Origin of the sequence: Streptomyces sp. NPDC029674 (genome assembly GCF_044903205.1) — a bacterium.
Lineage (GTDB): Bacteria > Actinomycetota > Actinomycetes > Streptomycetales > Streptomycetaceae > Streptomyces.
This window is the reverse complement of record NZ_JBJDPY010000005.1, coordinates 411,651-428,840: the sequence shown is the minus strand read 5'-3', so window position 1 is coordinate 428,840 and position 17,190 is coordinate 411,651. Positions and strand designations below refer to the sequence as shown.

The window sequence follows — 17,190 nt, the reverse complement described above, 5'->3', positions numbered from 1 at the left end:
GGCGCGGGTCTAGCTTCCCTGCCACCTGTTTGAAACCTTTCACATCACCGTTCCCTGTCCCAGGCCCCCGACCTCAGTCCCCGACCCAGTTCCCTCATCACCGATCGGTGCTGCCCATGAGAGAGCCCCCCGTCCTGGCCGCGCACGGCCTGAGCAAGTCCTTCGGCGCGGTCCGCGCCCTCCGGGACGTCTCCCTGCACCTCCACGCCGGAGAGGCGCACGCCCTCGCGGGCGAGAACGGTGCCGGGAAGTCCACCCTCATCAAGACCCTCGCCGGAGTGCACCGGCCCGACACCGGAAGCCTCTCGCTCGACGGCGAACCGGTCGTCTTCCAGGGACCCGCCGCCGCCCGTGACGCAGGCGTCGCCGTCATCTACCAGGAACCAACGCTCTTCCCCGACCTGTCCGTAGCCGAGAACATCTTCATGGGGCGCCGCCCGCGCCGCTCCCTCGGACGGGTCGACCACAAGGCCGTGACCGCCGCGGCCCGTTCGCTCTTCGCGCGCCTCGCCGTGGACCTGGACCCCGAGCAGCCCGCGCGCGGACTGTCCATCGCCGATCAGCAGATCGTTGAGATCGCCAAGGCGCTGTCCTTCGACGCCAGGGTGCTCATCATGGACGAGCCGACCGCCGCGCTCACCGGCAGTGAGGTGGCCCGCCTCTTCGGCGTCGTACGCGCTCTGCGCGAACAGGGCGCCGCGGTGCTCTTCATCTCCCACCGCCTGGAGGAGATCTTCGCGCTCTGCCAGCGCGTCACGACCCTGCGGGACGGCGCCCTGATCGCCAGCGAGCCGCTCGACGGACTCACCGAGGACGACCTGGTGCGCCGCATGGTGGGCCGCGACCTCGACGAGCTCTACCCCAAACAGGCCACCAGGGCCGGTGAGATCGCGCTGAGCGTGCGGCGGCTGACCCGCGAGGGTGTCTTCACCGATGTGTCGTTCGACGTCCGGCACGGGGAGATCGTCGGCCTCGCCGGACTCGTCGGCGCCGGCCGCAGCGAGGTGGCGCGGGCCGTGTTCGGTGTCGACCGGTGGGACGCCGGGACCGTCGAGGTCGACGGCAGGGCCCTGACCAACGGAGCGCCCAGCGCCGCCATGGCGGCCGGGCTCGCCCTGGTCCCCGAGGACCGGCGCGCCCAGGGCCTGGTGATGGACATGTCGATCGAGCGCAACATCGGCCTGACCGGGCTGCGCACCACCACCCGCGCCGGGCTCATGGACCGCGGCGCCGAACGCGGCCGCGCCCTGGACTGGGCGCTCAGGCTCCAGGTGAAGTACGCGCGGATCGCCGACGCCGTCGGCACACTCTCCGGAGGCAACCAGCAGAAGGTCGTCCTCGCCAAGTGGCTGGCCACCGGGCCCCGCGTCCTGATCGTCGACGAGCCGACCCGCGGCATCGACGTCGGCACCAAGGCGGAGGTGCACCGGCTGCTCTCCGAACTCGCCGCTGACGGCGTCGCGGTACTGATGATCTCCTCCGACCTGCCCGAGATCCTCGGTATGGCCGACCGGGTCCTCGTCATGCACGAGGGACGGCTCACCGCCGAGATCCCCCGCGCGACCGCGACGGAGGAGGCCGTGATGGCGGCGGCCACCGGGAGGGCCGCATGACCGTGACACTCCGGAGGGCGGCGTGACCGTGACGACAGAGAGTCCCGCATCCGCCGTCGACCCGCGGAAGGCCGGCGCCGCCCGCATGGTCGAGCGCGTCTTCAAGATGCGCGAACTCGCCATCCTGCTGGTCTTCCTGGTGATGATCGTGCTCACCCAGGCGGGCAACAGCGAGTTCCTGTCCGAGCAGGGCATCAAGGACCTGCTCCTGAACGCGACCATCCTCGTCCTCGTCGCCACCGGCCAGGCCCTGGTCGTCATCACCCGCAACGTCGATCTGTCCGTCGGCTCCACGCTCGGCATCAGCGCGTTCGCCGCGGGAAACCACCTCCAGGGCGGCGGTACGTCCGGCACCGCGATCCTGCTTGCCGTCGCCCTGGGCGTCGGCTGCGGACTCCTGAACGGCGCACTGGTCAGCCTCGGCCAGGTGCCCGCGCTCGTCGTGACCCTCGGCACGCTCTACGTCATCCGCGGCATCGACTCGATCTGGGTCGGTTCGCGCCAGATCACCGCCTCCGACCTGCCCGGCGGATACGTCGACTTCGGCTCCGGCGGGGTGTCCGCGGTGCCCTGGCTCGCGCTGATCGCCCTCGCCGTCCTCGTCACCGTGGCGTACTACCTGCGGCACTACGGAGGCGGCCGCGAGCTGTACGCACTCGGCTCCAACCCGGAGGCCGCACGCCTGGCCGGGATCCCGGTCCGCAGGCGGATCCTCATCGCGTACACCGTGTGCGGCGCGCTGGCCGGTCTCGCGGGCGCCCTCTACCTCGCCCGCTTCGGCAACGTCGACTCCGCCACCGGCAACGGCTACGAACTCACCGTCGTCAGCGCCGTCGTGGTCGGCGGTGTCGCCTTCACCGGCGGCTCAGGCAGCGTCTACGGGGCGGCGCTCGGCGCGCTCCTGCTGACCTCCATCAACAGTGTGCTGCCCGCACTGGGTGTCAGCTCCGTATGGGTGCTCGCCATCAACGGAGTGCTGCTCGTCCTCGCCATCGCCGTCGACCGGGTCGTCGCCCTCCGGGTCGCCCGCTCCTTGAAGAAGAGGTCGGCATCGAACAGAAGGAGTGGCCGCCTTGACTGACTCACCGCTCACGCGTGCCGTCCGCTGGGACACGGTCGTCGGCGTGCTCCTCGTGGTCCTGCTGCTGCTCTCCTTCGGCTTCGTCGACGGCTTCGGCAACGCCCTCAACCTGTCGTTCCTCATCGGCAATACGCTGCCCATCGCGCTGATCGCCCTGCCCATGACCCTGCTCGTGGTCTCCGGAGAGATCGATCTCTCCGTGGCGTCCACGGCGGGGCTCTCCGGAGCGGTGATGGGCGCCCTCTGGAACGCGGGCATGGCCATCGAGACGATCATCCCGCTCTGCCTGCTCCTCGGCGTCGTCTGCGGACTCGTCAACGGCCTCCTGGTGACCCGTCTCGGACTGCCCTCCCTCGCCGTCACCATCGGCACCATGGCCGCCTACCGGGGCATCGCCCAAATCGTCCTCGGGTCGGATGCCGTCACCGACTTCCCCACCCAGTACCTCGACTTCGCGGCGGGCCGCATCGGCGACACCTTCGTCCCGTACGCCTTCCCGCCCTTCCTCGTGCTGCTCGCCCTCGCCGTCGTCGCCCTGCACGCCGCACCCTTCGGACGCTCGCTCTTCGCGATCGGCGCCAATGAGGAGGCCGCGCGGTTCGCCGGGGTGCGCGTCAAACGGCACAAGCTGTGGCTGTTCGTCGCCACCGGCCTGATGGCCTCCCTCACGGGCGTCTTCTGGGCGCTGCACTACGCGAGCGCACGCTACGACAATGCCACCGGCCTCGAACTCTCCGTGGTCGCGGCCGTCCTGCTCGGCGGCATCGACTTCGACGGCGGCAAGGGAACGCTCGGCGGCGCCGTCGCCGGTGTCTTCCTGCTCGGCGCGCTGCAGAACGCGATGAGCCTCCTCAACGTCTCCGCGCAGTCGCAGATCGTCGTCACCGGCGTGCTCCTCGTCGTCTCCGTGCTCGCGCCACGCGTGGCACGGCAGCTGACCACCACGCGCGCGGGACGCCGAGCAGCGACACCCGCCCCCTGAAGCCCGCCCTCCGACGCCCGGCCCCCCGTTCCGGCACCCCCTCCGAAAGGGACCACCCGCCATGCCCTCCACCGTGCTCCGCACCCCCGCCACCCGCCGGCTCTGCGCCGCCCTCGCCGCCGCCGCGCTCGCCCTCACCGCCACGGCCTGCGGAGGCACCACCAAGGAGTCCACGAAGAACTCCGCGAAGGACGACGACGGCGTCCGGTCCTCGGACGCGAAGGCCGACCCGAACGCCGCCACCAAGAAGGACCTCACCGTCGCCTTCCTGCCGAAGCAGGTGAACAACCCGTACTTCACCGTCGCCGACAAGGGCGGCGAGAAGGCCCTCGCGGAACTCGGATCGACGTACAAGGAGACGGGCCCCAACAGCGCCACCGACACCAGCGGGCAGGTCGGCTACGTCAACACGCTCACCCAGCAGCAGGTCGACGCCATGGCCGTCTCCGCGCAGGACCCCGGCGCCTTGTGCACCGCCCTCAAGCAGGCCATGAAGAACGGCGTCAAGGTCGTCACGTACGACTCGGACACCAAACCCGCCTGCCGGCACGTCTTCGTCTCCCAGGCGAGCGCGGAGGCCCTCGGCCGCAGCCAGGTGCGGCTCCTCGCCGAACAGCTCGGTCACAAGGGCGAGATCGCGATCCTCTCCGCCGCGCAGACCGCCACGAACCAGAACACCTGGATCGGCTACATGAAGGACGAGCTCAGGAAGCCCGCGTACAAGAACATGAAGCTGGTGAAGACCGCCTACGGGAACGACGACGCGCAACAGTCCTTCCAGCAGACGCAGGGCCTTCTCCAGGAGCACCCGAAGCTGGCCGGGATCATCTCGCCGACCACGGTGGGCATCAAGGCGGCCGCCCAGTACCTGTCGGGCTCCAAGTACAAGGGCAAGGTCCTCCTGACCGGCCTCGGCACCCCCAACGACATGCGCCAGTACGTGAAGAACGGCACCGTCGAGGGCTTCGAGCTCTGGGACCCCGCCAAGCTGGGAGCCCTCGCGGCGCACACCGCCGTCGCGCTGTCCTCCGGGCAGATCACCGGCAAGAAGGGCGAGACGTTCGAGGCGGGCGACCTCGGCACCTTCACCATCGGCGACGACGGCGTCGTCGACCTCGGCGAGCCCACGGTCTTCGACAAGAAGAACATCGACCGGTACAGGTTCTGACGCAGCCGCCCTCTCCTGGGCCGCTGCCTTAGAGCCGCACTGCCTCAGTACGCTGGGCCGCACGGCCGGTGACGGCCGGACAGCAGGATGGAGCACCTGGAACGCATGGTCGGCATCAAAGACGTGGCGAAGCACGCCGGAGTGTCGGTGGGCACCGTGTCGAACGTGATCAACCGCCCGGACATGGTCTCCGAAGAGACCCGCCACCGGGTGCTCGCGGTCATCGACCGGCTCGGCTACGTGCGCAGCGAATCGGCGCGCCAGCTCCGCGCGGGCCGCAGCCGCATCATGGCGCTGCTCGTCCTCGACATGGGAAACCCCTTCTTCGTGGACGTCGCCCGCGGCGCCGAACGGGCCGCCCGCGAGGCCGGTCTCCGTGTCATGGTGTGCAACAGCGGACAGAGCCCCTCCGAAGAGGCCGAATATCTCGCGCTCTTCGCCGAGCAGCGGGTGCACGGCGTCCTGCTGACGCCCGCGGACGCGACCGGACGGAACATCGAGGCCTTCCGCAGGCACGGCATTCCGTTCGTCCTCGTCGACCGGGTCGCCGAGGGCGCCACCGAGTGCTCCGTCTCCGTGGACGACGTGATGGGCGGCGCGCTCGCCGTGCGCCACCTCGTGGACGCGGGACACCGCGGCATCGCGTACGTGAGCGGCCCGCCCGGGCTCAACCAGGTCAAGGACCGCCGCGAGGGCGCCCTCCAGGCGCTCGCCGAGGCGGGTCTGGACGCGTCGGCGCTGCGGGAGCTGCCCACCGAACGCCTCGACGTGGCGGCGGGACGCGACGCGGGCGCCCGCATCCTCGGCCTCGCCGAGCGGCCCACCGCCGTCTTCTGCGCCAACGACCTGCTGGCGCTCGGGGTGCTGCAGGCGATGTACGCGGCGGGGGTGCGCGTTCCCGAGGACATCGCGATCGTCGGGTACGACGACATCGAGTTCGCGGCCGCCGCCGTGGTGCCGCTCACCTCGGTGCGCCAGCCCGCCGTCACCATGGGCGCGATGGCGGCGGAGCTGCTCCTGGAGGAGACGACGGAGACGGAGAAGGCCCGGGGGGCCGCCGACGCGCACGGGCACCGGCGCGTGGTGCTCAAGCCCGAGCTGGTCGTGCGCCGCTCCAGCCTGCCGCCCCGCTGACGGGCGGCGACGGCGGCGACTGCCGAGTGGCGGCCCCGAACCCTGTCGGCCGTGCCCATGTGCTGGACTGGGCACCGAACACACGTACCCGCCACGTCGTCCAGGAGCAGCCTTGACCACCACGTACCGCCAGCCGGGAGTAGTCCTCGCCGACCGCCGCTTCAGCGTGCCGCTCGACCACGACGATCCGGCGGGGGAGCGGATCGAGGTCTTCGCGCGCGAAGTGGTGTCGGCGTCCAGGGGCGGTGCGGACCTGCCCTGGCTGGTCTACCTGACGGGCGGCCCCGGCTTCGGGGCGACCCGCTTCAACGGCAGGGAGTCGTGGCTCGGCCGCGCCCTGGAGGACTTCCGCGTCCTCCTCCTTGACCAGCGGGGCACCGGCAGCTCCACGCCCGCCAACCGCCAGACGCTTCCCCTGCGCGGCGGCCCCCGCGAACAGGCCGACTACCTCGCACACTTCCGTGCCGACTCCATCGTCCGCGACTGCGAGGCGATTCGCGCCGAGGTGACCGGCGGCGCCCCCTGGACCGTCCTCGGGCAGAGCTTCGGCGGCTTCTGCGCCACGCACTACCTGTCGGCGGCGCCGGAGGGCCTGAACACCGCCCTGATCACCGGCGGCCTGCCCACGCTCGACGGCCACGCGGACGACGTGTACCGCGCCGCCTACCCGCGCATGGAGCGCAAGACCGCCGCGCACTACGCCCGTTACCCGCAGGACGTCGAGCGGGCCCGCCGCATCGCCGCCCACCTCGCCGAGCACGAGCCGGTCCTCAATGGCGGCTACAAGCTGACCGTGCGGGCCTTCCAGTCCCTCGGCATACTGCTCGGCCTCGGCGACGGCAGCCACCGCCTGCACTACCTCCTCGAAGACGCCTTCGTACGGACACCGGCGGGATTCGCCCTCTCCGACGCCTTCCAGGAGAACGTGCAGGCCACCCTCTCGTACGCCGGCAACCCGCTCTTCGCCGTCCTGCACGAGGCGATCTACGGCCAGGGCGAACGGCCCACCGCCTGGTCGGCCGAGCGGACGCGCGCCGAATTCCCGCAGTTCGACGCGGAGAAGGCCCTGGCGGGCGACGCCCCGCTGCTCTTCACGGGCGAGGCCGTGCAGCGCTGGATGTTCGACAGCGACCCCGCGCTGCGCCCGCTGCGCGAGACCGCCGACCTGCTCGCCGAGCGCACCGACTGGCCGCGCCTGTACGACACGCAGCGCCTCGCCGCGAACGAGGTGCCGGTCGCGGCGGCGATCTACCACGACGACATGTTCGTCGACACGGAGCACTCCCTGCGCACCGCCCGCGCCATCCGGGGCCTGCGCACCTGGGTCACCGACGAGTTCGAGCACGACGGGCTGCGGGTCAGCGGTCCGCGTGTGCTGGACCGGATGCTCGCGCTGACGCGCGGCGAGGCCTGAGCACCGGGCCCCTGCCACGAACACCCGACCGGTTGTCGGACCCCGGGGCTAGGCTGAGAATCATGACCGAGCCGCAGAGTTCAGCCGCCCCAGCCGACCAGCTCACGCCCATGCCCGAGGACTGGCGGCGCGCGCTCGCCGTCGTCGCCCACCCGGACGACCTGGAGTACGGGTGCTCGGCGGCGATCGCCGGCTGGACGGACGGCGGCCGCGAGGTCACGTACCTTCTGGCGACCCGTGGCGAGGCCGGCATCGACACGCTCGACCCGGCCACCTGCGGGCCGCTGCGCGAGCGCGAGCAGCGGGCGAGCGCGGCGGTGGTCGGCGTGGACGCCGTGGAGTTCCTCGACCACAAGGACGGCGTCGTCGAGTACGGCACGGCGCTGCGCCGTGACATCGCCGCCGCGATCCGCAGGCACCGCCCCGAGCTCGTCATCACGCTCAACCACCGTGACACGTGGGGCGGTGTCGCCTGGAACACCCCCGACCATGTGGCGGTCGGCCGCGCCACGCTGGACGCCGCGGCGGACGCGGGCAACCGCTGGATCTTCCCGGAGCTGATCGAGGAGCAGGGACTGGAGCCGTGGGACGGCGTGCGGTGGGTCGCCGTCGCCGGTTCGTCGACACCCACGCACGCGGCGGACGCGACGGCGGGCCTCGACCGTGCGGTCGCCTCGCTCCTCGAACACCGCACCTACATCGAGGCGTTGACGGACGAGGATCCCGAGAAGTACTGCCACAGGTTCCTGACGGGGAACACGCAGGCCCTGGCGCCGCGCTTCGGTGGCAAGCCGGCGGTGGGGTTCGAGGTCTTCAGTCGGTGAGCCCGCGCCCTTAGCCTGACGGCCCATCAGAAGTGGTGGGCCAAGTGATGGGTCAGGAGAGCGGATGATCGACACCGTCGGCACGGACATCCCGGAGGGCGAGGAGCGGCTGCGCCTCGACGTCGAGGACGGGCTCGGCGTCCTCACCCTCTGCCGCCCCCGCAAGCTGAACGCCTGGAGCTGGGAATCCACCCGGCAGCTGGGCCTGTTCGCCGACCGGATCCGCTTCGACGACTCGATCCGGGTGGTGCTGCTGCGCGCCGAGGGCCGGGCGTTCTGTGCGGGCATCGACCTCACGGCGCCGGGCGGCGCGATCACGGGCCGCTCCGGCGCCGAGCGCACCCGCAACTACTACGAGGGCATGCGCTGGGTCCACGAGCGCTTCCGTGCCTTCGCGGAGCTCCCGCAGCCGGTCGTCGCGGCCGTGCAGGGCTACTGCCTGGGCTTCGGCTTCGAGCTGGCGCTCATGGCCGACCTGCGGGTCGCGTCGAACGACGCGGTGTTCGCGCTGCCCGAGGCGCGGCTCGGCGTCGCGGTGGACGCGGGCGGCGATCTGCGCATCGCGCGGGAGGCCGGCGCGGGCTGGGCCAAGTTCCTCGCGCTCACCGGCCGTCGCATCGACGCGGCGACGGCCGAGCGGCTGCGGCTCCTCCAGCAGGTCGTGCCGGCAGTGGAGTTGGCCAGGACGGCCCGCTCCTTGGCCGCCGAGATCGCGGCGAACGCGCCGCTGGCCGTGCAGGGCATCAAGCGCGGCATCGACGCGTACGCCGACGCGGGCATGGCGGGCGCGCTCGACCGCGTCGCGGTGAACGCGGCGCTCACGCTCACGTCCGAGGACTCGCGCGAGGGGTTCGGGGCGAAGGCGGCGGGCCGGGACGCGTGCTTCGAGGGGAAGTGAAGGGGGCGTCCCGCTTCAGCTCACTTCACCCCACCCCGTCAGCCTCCGAAGGGCCCCTTCCCCATCTGCTCCCGCACCGTCACCACCGGTGGGCTCACCAGCCCCCTGCGCTGCCAGTTCGCGCCGTCGACCACCAGCGTGTGGCCCGTGATGAAGCGGGCGTAGGGGGAGGCAAGGAAGGTCGCCGCCCAGCCCAGTTCGCGGGGCAGGCCGACGCGGAGGGCGGGCTGGCGGGCGGCCTTGTCCCGGGCCCGGTCGAGGTTGTCGCGGATGTCGCCGGTCATGTCGTCGTGCGGCATCAGGCCCGGCACCAGGCCGTTGATCCGGATGCCGTACGGTCCCCACTCCACGGCGAGGGTCTCCACCAGGCTCTTCACCCCGGCCTTGGCCGCCGCGCTGTGCGCGAAGCCGGGGCCGCCCGTCCAGGCGTACGACGCCCCGACGTCGATGACCGAACCGGGGGTGCCCGCGGCGAGGTGGCGGCGGCCGAACTCGCGCGTCATCAGGAACGTGCCGGTGAGGGTGGTGTCCACGACCGCACGCCATGCGTTCGGCGACATGTCCTCCGCGGGGACGGGGAAGTTGGCGGCCGCGTTGTTCACCAGGACACCCGGCATCCCGTACGCCTCCTGCGCCGCGTCGAAGACCTCCGCGACGCGGTCGGCGTCCCGGATGTCGCAGACGACGGTCGTCACGCGGCCGCCCAGCGCCGCCAGTTCGTCCCGCGCCGCCTTGAGCCGGTCCTCCTTGCGGCTCGCGATCACCAGATCGGCGCCGAGCCGCGCGAACTCGGCCGCGACGGCCTTGCCGAGGCCCGTCCCGCCGCCGGTGACGAGGACGACGGTCCCGGCGTAGGTGTCCGGCGGCAGGGCGGTCGCCCCTGTCGGGGGAGGCGGCGGGAGCCCGGGCAGCGCACCGGCCGGCCTGGCATCGCCGCCGTCCGTCTCCTGGCTCACCCCGTCATCCGCGCCGTGGTTCGTCATGCGCGCATCGATACCTCGTACGGGGTGAAACCTCCATGCCCGACGTCGGATTCCGTGCGCCGATGGAGGCCGCGCGACCTCACCCCCTCCGGGGAAGTGGTGCCGTCGTCGACGCCCTGCGGCGCGTCAGCCGCTGCGCGCGTGTGTTCTCCGCGGGTGCGCTGTGGCTGGTCGCGCAGCTCCCCGCACCTCTGGAGGGGCACACTCAGCCCCTCGCGCCGTGTGCGTGCTTACGCGTCGTCACCCATGCCACCGCCGCCTCCGTTTCCGGGGTGAAGACGCCCGCCCGGCGGCGGGACACCTCCGCGTCGATGTCCGCCATGACGAGCTCGGCGTTGATCGTCAAGCCGGCGCGGTAGCCGGCGCTCGCCGCGTTGATCACCTGCTCCGTGGGGCCCGCCGCGTTGCCGACGGCCCAGACGCCCGGGACGCTGGTGCGGCCCGTCTCGTCCACCGCCGGGTACGGGCCGACCGGGGTGTCCCTGAGCTCGGCGCCGAGCGCGGTCAGCAGGCCGTCGCGCGGCACCGGCTTCGCGGCGACGAACAGTACCGAGCGGGGGAACACCCGGCCGTCGGCGAGCCGCACGCCCGTCAGGCGGTCGTCCTCGACCACCAGGCCCGCGACCTCGCCGTCCACGACCTGGACCCCGGCGGCCGCAAGACGCTCCCACTCCGCGTCCGGCAGGTCCCGCACGGTGTGCAGGAACAGCGTCACGTCCTTGGACCACTGCGTGACGAGCAGCGCCTGGTGGCTGTTGAAGGGTTCACCGGCGAGCACGCCGAAGGGCTGGTCCCGCACTTCCCAGCCGTGGCAGTACGGGCAGTGCAGCACGTCACGGCCCCAGCGGTCTGCGAGCCCCGGCAGACCGGGCACTTCGTCCACCAGGCCCGTCGCCATGACGACCCGGCGCGCGTGCACGTCCCCGCCGGCCGCCAGCGCGATCCCGAACTCGCCCGCGCCGTCCGGCGTCACGGCCGACACGCGGTCCCGGACGACCTCCACGCCGTACCGTTCCAGCTCCCGTCGTCCCTCGGCGAGGAACTCGGCGGGCGGCATGCCGTCCCGCGACAGATAGCCCTGCATGTGCGCGGCGGGCGCGTTGCGCGGCTCGCCCGCGTCGACCACGAGGACCCGCCGCCGGGACCGGCCGAGGACGAGCGCCGCGCTCAGCCCCGCCGTGCCGCCGCCGACGACCACCACGTCGTAGCTCTGGTTCCGCATAGCAGTCCGCATAGCGGTCGGCGCCGCCTCACGCCTCTCGTCCTTGTTGTCGGTCATGGTGACCACCTCCACTGAGACCATCACGCAGAAGATGCGATATCGACAAGCCTCTTTGCTGGTTCCGCAATAAGGGGCATGATGATTCCCATGAGCGACGACACCGCAGAGCCCGAAGCGATGGACCAGATCCTCACCGAGGTCGGCCCCCGGCTGCGCCGCATCCGCAAGGAGCGCGGCGCCACCCTGGCGGGGCTCTCCGCCGCGACCGGCATCTCGGTGAGCACGCTGTCCCGGCTGGAGTCGGGCCACCGCAAGCCCAGCCTCGAACTCCTGCTGCCGATCGCCCGCGCCCACCAGGTGCCCCTCGATGAGCTGGTCGGCGCCCCGCCCGTGGGGGACCCGCGCGTGCGGGCCAAGCCGATCGTCCGGCACGGGCGCACGATGCTGCCGCTCACCCGGCAGCCCGGCGGCCTCCAGGCGTACAAGGTCGTGGAGCCCGCCCGGACCACCGCGCCGCCGGACCCGCAGACGCACGAGGGGTACGAGTGGCTGTACGTGCTGTCGGGAAAGCTGCGGCTGATCCTCGGGGATCACGACGTGGTGCTCGGTCCGGGGGAGGCCGCGGAGTTCGACACGCGGGTCCCGCACTGGTTCGGGGCCACGAGCGAGGCCGGGGCGGAGTTCCTCAGCCTCTTCGGGCCGCAGGGGGAGCGCATGCACGTACGGGCGCGGCCCACCCGTAAGGGGGACGCGGGCTGACAGTGCGGCGGGCCTTCACCGGAGTGTTCCCATAGGGGCAAGCGACCGCTTAGTATGCGGACGAGCACGGTCTACGACAGCCCCGTGGAGGCCCCGCATGCAGGCATGGCAAGTGCACGAGAACGGCGAGCCGGGCGAGGTGATGCGCCTCGCGGAGGTGGACCGCCCCCCGCTCGATGAGGGGCAGGTGCTGCTGAAGGTCCGCGCCGCGAACATCAACTTCCCGGACGCGCTGCTCTGCCGGGGCCAGTACCAGGTCAGGCCCCCGATACCGTTCACGCCGGGCATGGAGATCTGCGGCGAGACCGAGGACGGACGGCGCGTGATCGCCAACCCCGTGCTGCCGTACGGCGGCCTCGCGGAGTACGCCGTCGCGGAGAGCGCCGCGCTGCTGTCCGCCCCGGACGCGCTGGACGACGCCGAGGCCGCCGCGCTCCACATCGGCTACCAGACCGGCTGGTTCGCCCTGCACCGCCGCGCGCACCTCCAGGAGGGCGAGACCCTGCTGGTGCACGCGGCCGCGGGCGGCGTCGGCAGCGCCGCGGTGCAGCTCGGCAAGGCCGCGGGCGCCAAGGTCATCGGAGTCGTCGGCGGCGAGGACAAGGCCCGGGTCGCGCGCGAGCTCGGCTGCGACCTGGTCCTCGACCGGCGTACGGACGACGTGATCGGCGCCGTCAAGGAGGCCACCGGCGGCCGCGGCGCCGACGTGATCTACGACCCCGTGGGCGGCGACGCCTACGCCAAGTCCGCGAAGTGCGTCGCCTTCGAGGGCCGCATCGTCGTCATCGGCTTCGCCAGCGGCTCCATCCCGACGCCCGCGCTCAACCACGCCCTCGTGAAGAACTACTCGATCGTGGGCCTGCACTGGGGCCTGTACAAGACCAAGGACCCGAGCCTGATCCAGCGCTGCCACGAGGAGCTGTCCGAGCTCGCCGCCAAGGGCGCCATCAAGCCGCTGGTGAGCGAGCGCGCGCCGATGGCCGATGCCGCCGCCGCCGTGCAGCGCGTCGCCGACGGCGTCACGACCGGCCGTGTGGTCGTCCTCCCGCACGGGGGTGCCGCATGACCGACGCCGCCGAACTGCGCACCCGTACGCAGGAATTGCTCGCCGCGTACCCGCCCGCCACGACGGACCGCGCCGATTTCCTCAAGGCCCGCTTCGACGCCGGCCTCGCCTGGGTGCACTACCCCGAGGGCCTCGGCGGGCTCGGCGCGCCGCGCTCCCTGCAAGCCGTCGTGGACGCCGAACTGGAGGCCGCGGGCGCGCCCGACAACGAGCCGCGCCGCATCGGCATCGGCCTCGGCATGGCCGCGCCGACCGTGCTCGGCTTCGGCACCGAGGAGCAGAAGCAGCGCTTCCTGCGCCCGCTGTGGACCGGCGAGGAGGTGTGGTGCCAGCTCTTCAGCGAGCCGGGCGCCGGATCCGACCTCGCCGCGCTCGGCACGCGCGCCGTCCGTGACGAGGCGACCGGCGACTGGGTGGTCAACGGCCAGAAGGTGTGGACCTCCAGCGCGCACACCGCCCGCTGGGCCATCCTGATCGCCCGCACCGACCCGGACGTGCCCAAGCACCGGGGCATCACGTACTTCGTGTGCGACATGACGGACCCCGGCGTCGAGGTGCGGCCGCTGCGCCAGATCACCGGCGAGGCCGAGTTCAACGAGGTGTTCCTCACCGACGTGCGCATCCCGGACGCGCACCGCCTCGGCCCGGTCGGCGACGGCTGGAAGGTCGCCCAGACGACGCTCATGAACGAGCGCGTCTCCATCGGCGGCATGCGCATCCCGCGCGAGGGCGGCATGATCGGCCCGGTCGCCAAGGCCTGGCGCGAGCGCCCCGAACTGCGCACGCACGACCTCCACCAGCGCCTGCTCAAGCTCTGGGTCGACGCGGAGGTGGCCAGGATCACCGGGGAGCGGTTGCGCCAGCAGCTCGTCGCGGGCCAGCCGGGACCCGAGGGCTCCGGCATGAAGCTGGGCTTCGCCCGCCTCAACCAGGAGATCAGCGGCCTGGAGGTCGAACTCCTCGGTGAGGAGGGCCTGTTGTACGACGACTGGACGATGCGCCGGCCCGAGATCGTCGACTTCACCGGCCGCGACGCGGGCTACCGCTATCTGCGCTCCAAGGGCAACAGCATCGAGGGCGGGACCAGCGAGGTCCTGCTGAACATCGTCGCCGAGCGCGTCCTGGGCCTGCCCGCCGAGCCGCGCACCGACAAGGACGTCGCCTGGAAGGACCTCGCGCGATGAGCGACCTGCTGTACTCCGAAGAGGAAGAGGCGCTGCGCTCCGCCGTGCGGGCGCTGCTCGCCGACCGGTGCGAAGCCACCACCGTCATCGCGCGCGTGGAGAGCGACGACCCGCTCGACCGCGAACTGTGGAAGGCGCTCACCGACGGCATGGGCCTGGCCGGGCTCCTCATCCCCGAGGACCTCGGCGGCCAGGGCGCCACGCACCGCGAAGCGGCCGTCGTGCTGGAGGAGCTGGGCCGCGCGGTGGCGCCCGTGCCCTACCTCACCAGCGCCGTCGTCGCCACGGAGACGCTGCTCGGCTGCGCCGGGAGCGAGGCCACCGAGCTGCTCGGGGCGCTCGCCGCGGGGCGCACGGTGGGCGCGCTCGCCGTGGGCCTCGCCGTCGCTCCGGGTGCCCCCGTCAGGGGTGTACGTCATGACGAGGGCGCCCTGCACGGGAAGGTGACCGGCGTCGCGGACGCGGTCGGCGCCGATGTGTTGCTCGTCCCGGCCGACGGCGGGCTCTACGCCGTCCACACGGCCCAGGACGGCGTCACCGTCACCCCGCAGACCTCCCTCGACCTCACCCGGCCGCTCGCCACGGTCACCTTCGACGCGGCACGCGCGCGTGAGCTGTCCCGGGACGCGGACGCGGAAGCGGCCGTACGGCGAGGCCTGCGGGCGGGAGCCGCGCTGCTCGCCTCCGAGCAGCTGGGCATCGCCGAGTGGTGTCTGACGGAGACCGTCCGCCACACGAAGGAGCGGCACCAGTTCAACCGCCCGGTCGGTTCCTTCCAGGCGCTCAAGCACCGGCTCGCCCAGCTGTGGACGGAGGTCGTCAACACCCGCGCCGCCGCCCGCAACGCCGCCGACGCCCTCGCCACGGGCAGCGCCGACGCGGACGTGGCGGCCGCCGTTGCCCAGGCCTACGCCGCCCCCGTGGCGGTGCGCGCCGCCGAGGAGGCGCTCCAGCTGCACGGCGGCATCGGCATGACCTGGGAGCACCCCGTCCACCTCTACCTGAAGCGCGCCAAGGCGGACTCGGTCGCCTACGGCACGGCTGGACGGCACCGCGAGGCGCTCGCGGAGCTGGTCGACCTCCAGGCACCCTGACCAGCCGAAGACCTACCGAGGACCTGCCGAACCCCTTTTGATGCAGCCCGCACCTACCAGGTGCGGGCTGCGCGTTTTACGCCGCCATTACGTGGTGCATAATTGCGAGCTGTTCGCAATAACAGCTGATCTTCAGTAGGGGTGTGGAGCATGAGGGCCCGATCGATACGGGGCGCAGGCGCGGTGGCGACGGCGGCCGCGATAGCGGTCGCCGCCTCCGCGTGCTCGGCGCCGGGCGACGGCGGCGGCGCGGGCGGCGCGAAGGACTCTGCGGTCGTCGGCATCGCGTACGAGCCCGAGACCCTCAGCCCGCTCCTCGGCTACGGCAAGGACGGCAACTCGAAGATCTTCGACGGGCTGCTCACGCACGACGCCGACATGAAGCTGAAGCCCGCCCTCGCGGCCGAGCTGCCCAAGGTCACCGACGACGGCAAGACCTACACGTACAAGCTTCGCAAGGGCGTCAAGTTCAGCGACGGCAAGCCGTTCTCCGCCAAGGACGTCGTCTTCACGTACGAGACGATCCTCGACAAGAAGACGAACAACGCGTCCAAGACCGAGCTGGACGCCGTCAAGAGCGTCGAGGCGAAGGGCGAGGACACCGTCGTCTTCCACCTCAAGTACCCCTACGCGCCGTTCGCCGAGCGCACCGTCCTGCCCATCGCCCCCGAGCACATCGCGGCCAAGCAGGACGTGAACAACGGCGCCTTCACCACCAAGCCGGTCGGCACGGGACCGTACGAGCTGGTCAAGTGGTCCAAGGGCGAGAAGCTCACCTTCAAGGCCAACCCCGACTACTGGGGCGGCGCGCCGAAGATCAAGAACTTCACCATGGCGATCATCAAGGACGACGACATCCGCGCCACCCGGCTCGACGCCGGTGAGCTCGACGGCGCGATCCTGCCGCCCAACCTCGCCAAGAAGTACAAGAGCGACAGCGGCAAGAACACCTACGCCGCCAAGACCTTCGACTACCGCGTCGTGACCCTGCCCACCGGCAACAAGGTCACGGGCGACACCGCCGTCCGCCGCGCCCTCGACGTCGGAGTCGACCGCAAGGCCATGGTCGACTCCATCCTGTACGGCGAGGGCAAGGAGGCCTACGGGCCCGTCCCGACGGACAGCCCCTGGTTCACCAAGGGCACCGAGCGCAAGTTCGACACCGCCAAGGCGAAGAAGATCCTCGACGACGCCGGCTGGAAGCCCGGCAAGGACGGCATCCGCGAGAAGGACGGCGTCCAGGCGAAGTTCCCGCTCTGGTACCTCTCCGGCGACAAGCTCCGCCAGGACCACGCCCTCGCCTACGCCTCCGACGCCAAGAAGATCGGCGTCAAGGTGGAGGTGCAGTCCGGTACGTGGGAGGTCATCGAGCCCCGCATGCCCAAGGACGCGGTCCTCGCCGGCGGCGGTTCCCCGGCCGACCCGGACTTCGACCAGTACACGCTGCTGAAGTCCTCCCTCGCCGGTGACGGCTTCAACAACATGGCGCACTACGACAACCCCAAGGTCGACAAGGCCCTGGAGGACGCCCGCAAGAGCGGCGACCACGCCGAGCGCCAGGCCGCGTACGACACCATCCAGCGCGAGCTGGTGAAGAACCCGGGCTACACCTTCCTCACCCACATCGACCACCTCTACGTGGTCGACAAGAAGTTCGGCGACCTCACCACCCAGGTCGAGCCGCACGACCACGGCCTGGCCTCCGGTCCCTGGTGGAACGTCGAGGACTGGCAGCCGAAGAAGTGACGCCCGCGATATCCGAGGCCCC

15 protein-coding genes are annotated in these 17,190 nt (G+C 71.8%); 13 read left to right on the top strand and 2 right to left on the bottom strand.

The features are described from left to right. Window positions 1–116: 116 nt before the first annotated feature. The 8 genes from ACI2L3_RS15325 (at window position 117) to ACI2L3_RS15290 (ending at window position 9,114) form a co-directional block, all read left to right on the top strand. Entirely contained in the window at window positions 117–1,613 is a 1,497-nt protein-coding gene (locus ACI2L3_RS15325) for a sugar ABC transporter ATP-binding protein (RefSeq protein WP_404752842.1), read from the top strand. 22 nt (window positions 1,614–1,635) lie between these two features. Continuing rightward, on the top strand, window positions 1,636–2,694 hold the full coding sequence (locus ACI2L3_RS15320) for an ABC transporter permease (protein WP_404752841.1): 1,059 nt from the start codon (window positions 1,636–1,638) through the stop codon (window positions 2,692–2,694). Further along, entirely contained in the window at window positions 2,687–3,676 is a 990-nt protein-coding gene (locus ACI2L3_RS15315) for an ABC transporter permease (protein WP_404752840.1), read from the top strand. Before ACI2L3_RS15320 ends, ACI2L3_RS15315 begins: the two co-directional genes overlap by 8 nt. A 61-nt stretch (window positions 3,677–3,737) precedes the next feature. Beyond that, the gene (rhaS, locus tag ACI2L3_RS15310) at window positions 3,738–4,844 is read left to right on the top strand and encodes a rhamnose ABC transporter substrate-binding protein (RefSeq protein WP_404752839.1); all 1,107 of its coding nucleotides are present in this window, start codon (window positions 3,738–3,740) and stop codon (window positions 4,842–4,844) included. Window positions 4,845–4,940: 96 nt separating this feature from the next. Then, window positions 4,941–5,978, top strand: coding sequence for a LacI family DNA-binding transcriptional regulator (locus tag ACI2L3_RS15305; RefSeq protein ID WP_404752913.1), 1,038 nt, complete (start codon window positions 4,941–4,943; stop codon window positions 5,976–5,978). A 112-nt stretch (window positions 5,979–6,090) separates the two neighbouring features. Then, window positions 6,091–7,392, top strand: a complete 1,302-nt coding sequence (locus ACI2L3_RS15300) for an alpha/beta fold hydrolase (RefSeq protein WP_404752838.1) — start codon at window positions 6,091–6,093, stop codon at window positions 7,390–7,392. Window positions 7,393–7,454: 62 nt separating this feature from the next. After that, a complete protein-coding gene (locus tag ACI2L3_RS15295) occupies window positions 7,455–8,216 on the top strand; it encodes a PIG-L deacetylase family protein (RefSeq protein WP_404752837.1) in 762 nt (253 codons plus the stop codon). A 64-nt stretch (window positions 8,217–8,280) separates the two neighbouring features. Then, on the top strand, window positions 8,281–9,114 hold the full coding sequence (locus tag ACI2L3_RS15290; RefSeq protein WP_404752836.1) for an enoyl-CoA hydratase/isomerase family protein: 834 nt from the start codon (window positions 8,281–8,283) through the stop codon (window positions 9,112–9,114). Window positions 9,115–9,152: 38 nt separating this feature from the next. On the opposite strand, the gene ACI2L3_RS15285 is transcribed toward ACI2L3_RS15290, so the two are convergent. Continuing rightward, window positions 9,153–10,097, bottom strand: coding sequence for an SDR family oxidoreductase (locus ACI2L3_RS15285; protein WP_404752835.1), 945 nt, complete (start codon window positions 10,095–10,097; stop codon window positions 9,153–9,155). Between the two features lie 205 nt (window positions 10,098–10,302). Then, window positions 10,303–11,331 carry an NAD(P)/FAD-dependent oxidoreductase gene (locus tag ACI2L3_RS15280; protein ID WP_404752912.1) on the bottom strand — a complete coding sequence of 343 codons (1,029 nt, stop codon included), beginning with the start codon at window positions 11,329–11,331 and terminating at the stop codon, window positions 10,303–10,305. Between the two features lie 135 nt (window positions 11,332–11,466). Between ACI2L3_RS15280 and ACI2L3_RS15275 the strand changes: the two genes are divergently transcribed. From ACI2L3_RS15275 to ACI2L3_RS15255, 5 genes are all read left to right on the top strand, one after another. After that, window positions 11,467–12,078 (top strand): helix-turn-helix domain-containing protein, encoded by a 612-nt coding sequence (locus ACI2L3_RS15275; RefSeq protein ID WP_404752834.1) that lies wholly within the window; start codon window positions 11,467–11,469, stop codon window positions 12,076–12,078. Between the two features lie 97 nt (window positions 12,079–12,175). Beyond that, entirely contained in the window at window positions 12,176–13,144 is a 969-nt protein-coding gene (locus ACI2L3_RS15270; protein ID WP_404752833.1) for an NADPH:quinone oxidoreductase family protein, read from the top strand. Beyond that, a complete protein-coding gene (locus ACI2L3_RS15265; RefSeq protein WP_404752832.1) occupies window positions 13,141–14,328 on the top strand; it encodes an acyl-CoA dehydrogenase family protein in 1,188 nt (395 codons plus the stop codon). The genes ACI2L3_RS15270 and ACI2L3_RS15265 overlap by 4 nt, the downstream gene beginning before the upstream one ends. Continuing rightward, the gene (locus tag ACI2L3_RS15260; RefSeq protein WP_404752831.1) at window positions 14,325–15,422 is read left to right on the top strand and encodes an acyl-CoA dehydrogenase family protein; all 1,098 of its coding nucleotides are present in this window, start codon (window positions 14,325–14,327) and stop codon (window positions 15,420–15,422) included. The genes ACI2L3_RS15265 and ACI2L3_RS15260 overlap by 4 nt, the downstream gene beginning before the upstream one ends. A 150-nt stretch (window positions 15,423–15,572) precedes the next feature. Continuing rightward, window positions 15,573–17,168, top strand: a complete 1,596-nt coding sequence (locus ACI2L3_RS15255) for an ABC transporter substrate-binding protein (protein WP_404752830.1) — start codon at window positions 15,573–15,575, stop codon at window positions 17,166–17,168. The last annotated feature ends 22 nt before the right edge of the window (window positions 17,169–17,190 follow it).

Bases quoted from the DNA above. Each gene is read 5' to 3' on its own strand.
- ACI2L3_RS15325 (WP_404752842.1), top strand. From the start codon at position 117: ATGAGAGAGCCCCCCGTCCTGGCCGCGCACGGCCTGAGCAAGTCCTTC.
- rhaS (WP_404752839.1), top strand. From the start codon at position 3,738: ATGCCCTCCACCGTGCTCCGCACCCCCGCCACCCGCCGGCTCTGCGCC.
- ACI2L3_RS15295 (WP_404752837.1), top strand. From the start codon at position 7,455: ATGACCGAGCCGCAGAGTTCAGCCGCCCCAGCCGACCAGCTCACGCCC.
- ACI2L3_RS15290 (WP_404752836.1), top strand. From the start codon at position 8,281: ATGATCGACACCGTCGGCACGGACATCCCGGAGGGCGAGGAGCGGCTG.
- ACI2L3_RS15285 (WP_404752835.1), bottom strand. From the start codon at position 10,097: ATGACGAACCACGGCGCGGATGACGGGGTGAGCCAGGAGACGGACGGC.
- ACI2L3_RS15280 (WP_404752912.1), bottom strand. From the start codon at position 11,331: ATGCGGACTGCTATGCGGAACCAGAGCTACGACGTGGTGGTCGTCGGC.
- ACI2L3_RS15275 (WP_404752834.1), top strand. From the start codon at position 11,467: ATGAGCGACGACACCGCAGAGCCCGAAGCGATGGACCAGATCCTCACC.
- ACI2L3_RS15270 (WP_404752833.1), top strand. From the start codon at position 12,176: ATGCAGGCATGGCAAGTGCACGAGAACGGCGAGCCGGGCGAGGTGATG.
- ACI2L3_RS15265 (WP_404752832.1), top strand. From the start codon at position 13,141: ATGACCGACGCCGCCGAACTGCGCACCCGTACGCAGGAATTGCTCGCC.
- ACI2L3_RS15260 (WP_404752831.1), top strand. From the start codon at position 14,325: ATGAGCGACCTGCTGTACTCCGAAGAGGAAGAGGCGCTGCGCTCCGCC.
- ACI2L3_RS15255 (WP_404752830.1), top strand. From the start codon at position 15,573: ATGAGGGCCCGATCGATACGGGGCGCAGGCGCGGTGGCGACGGCGGCC.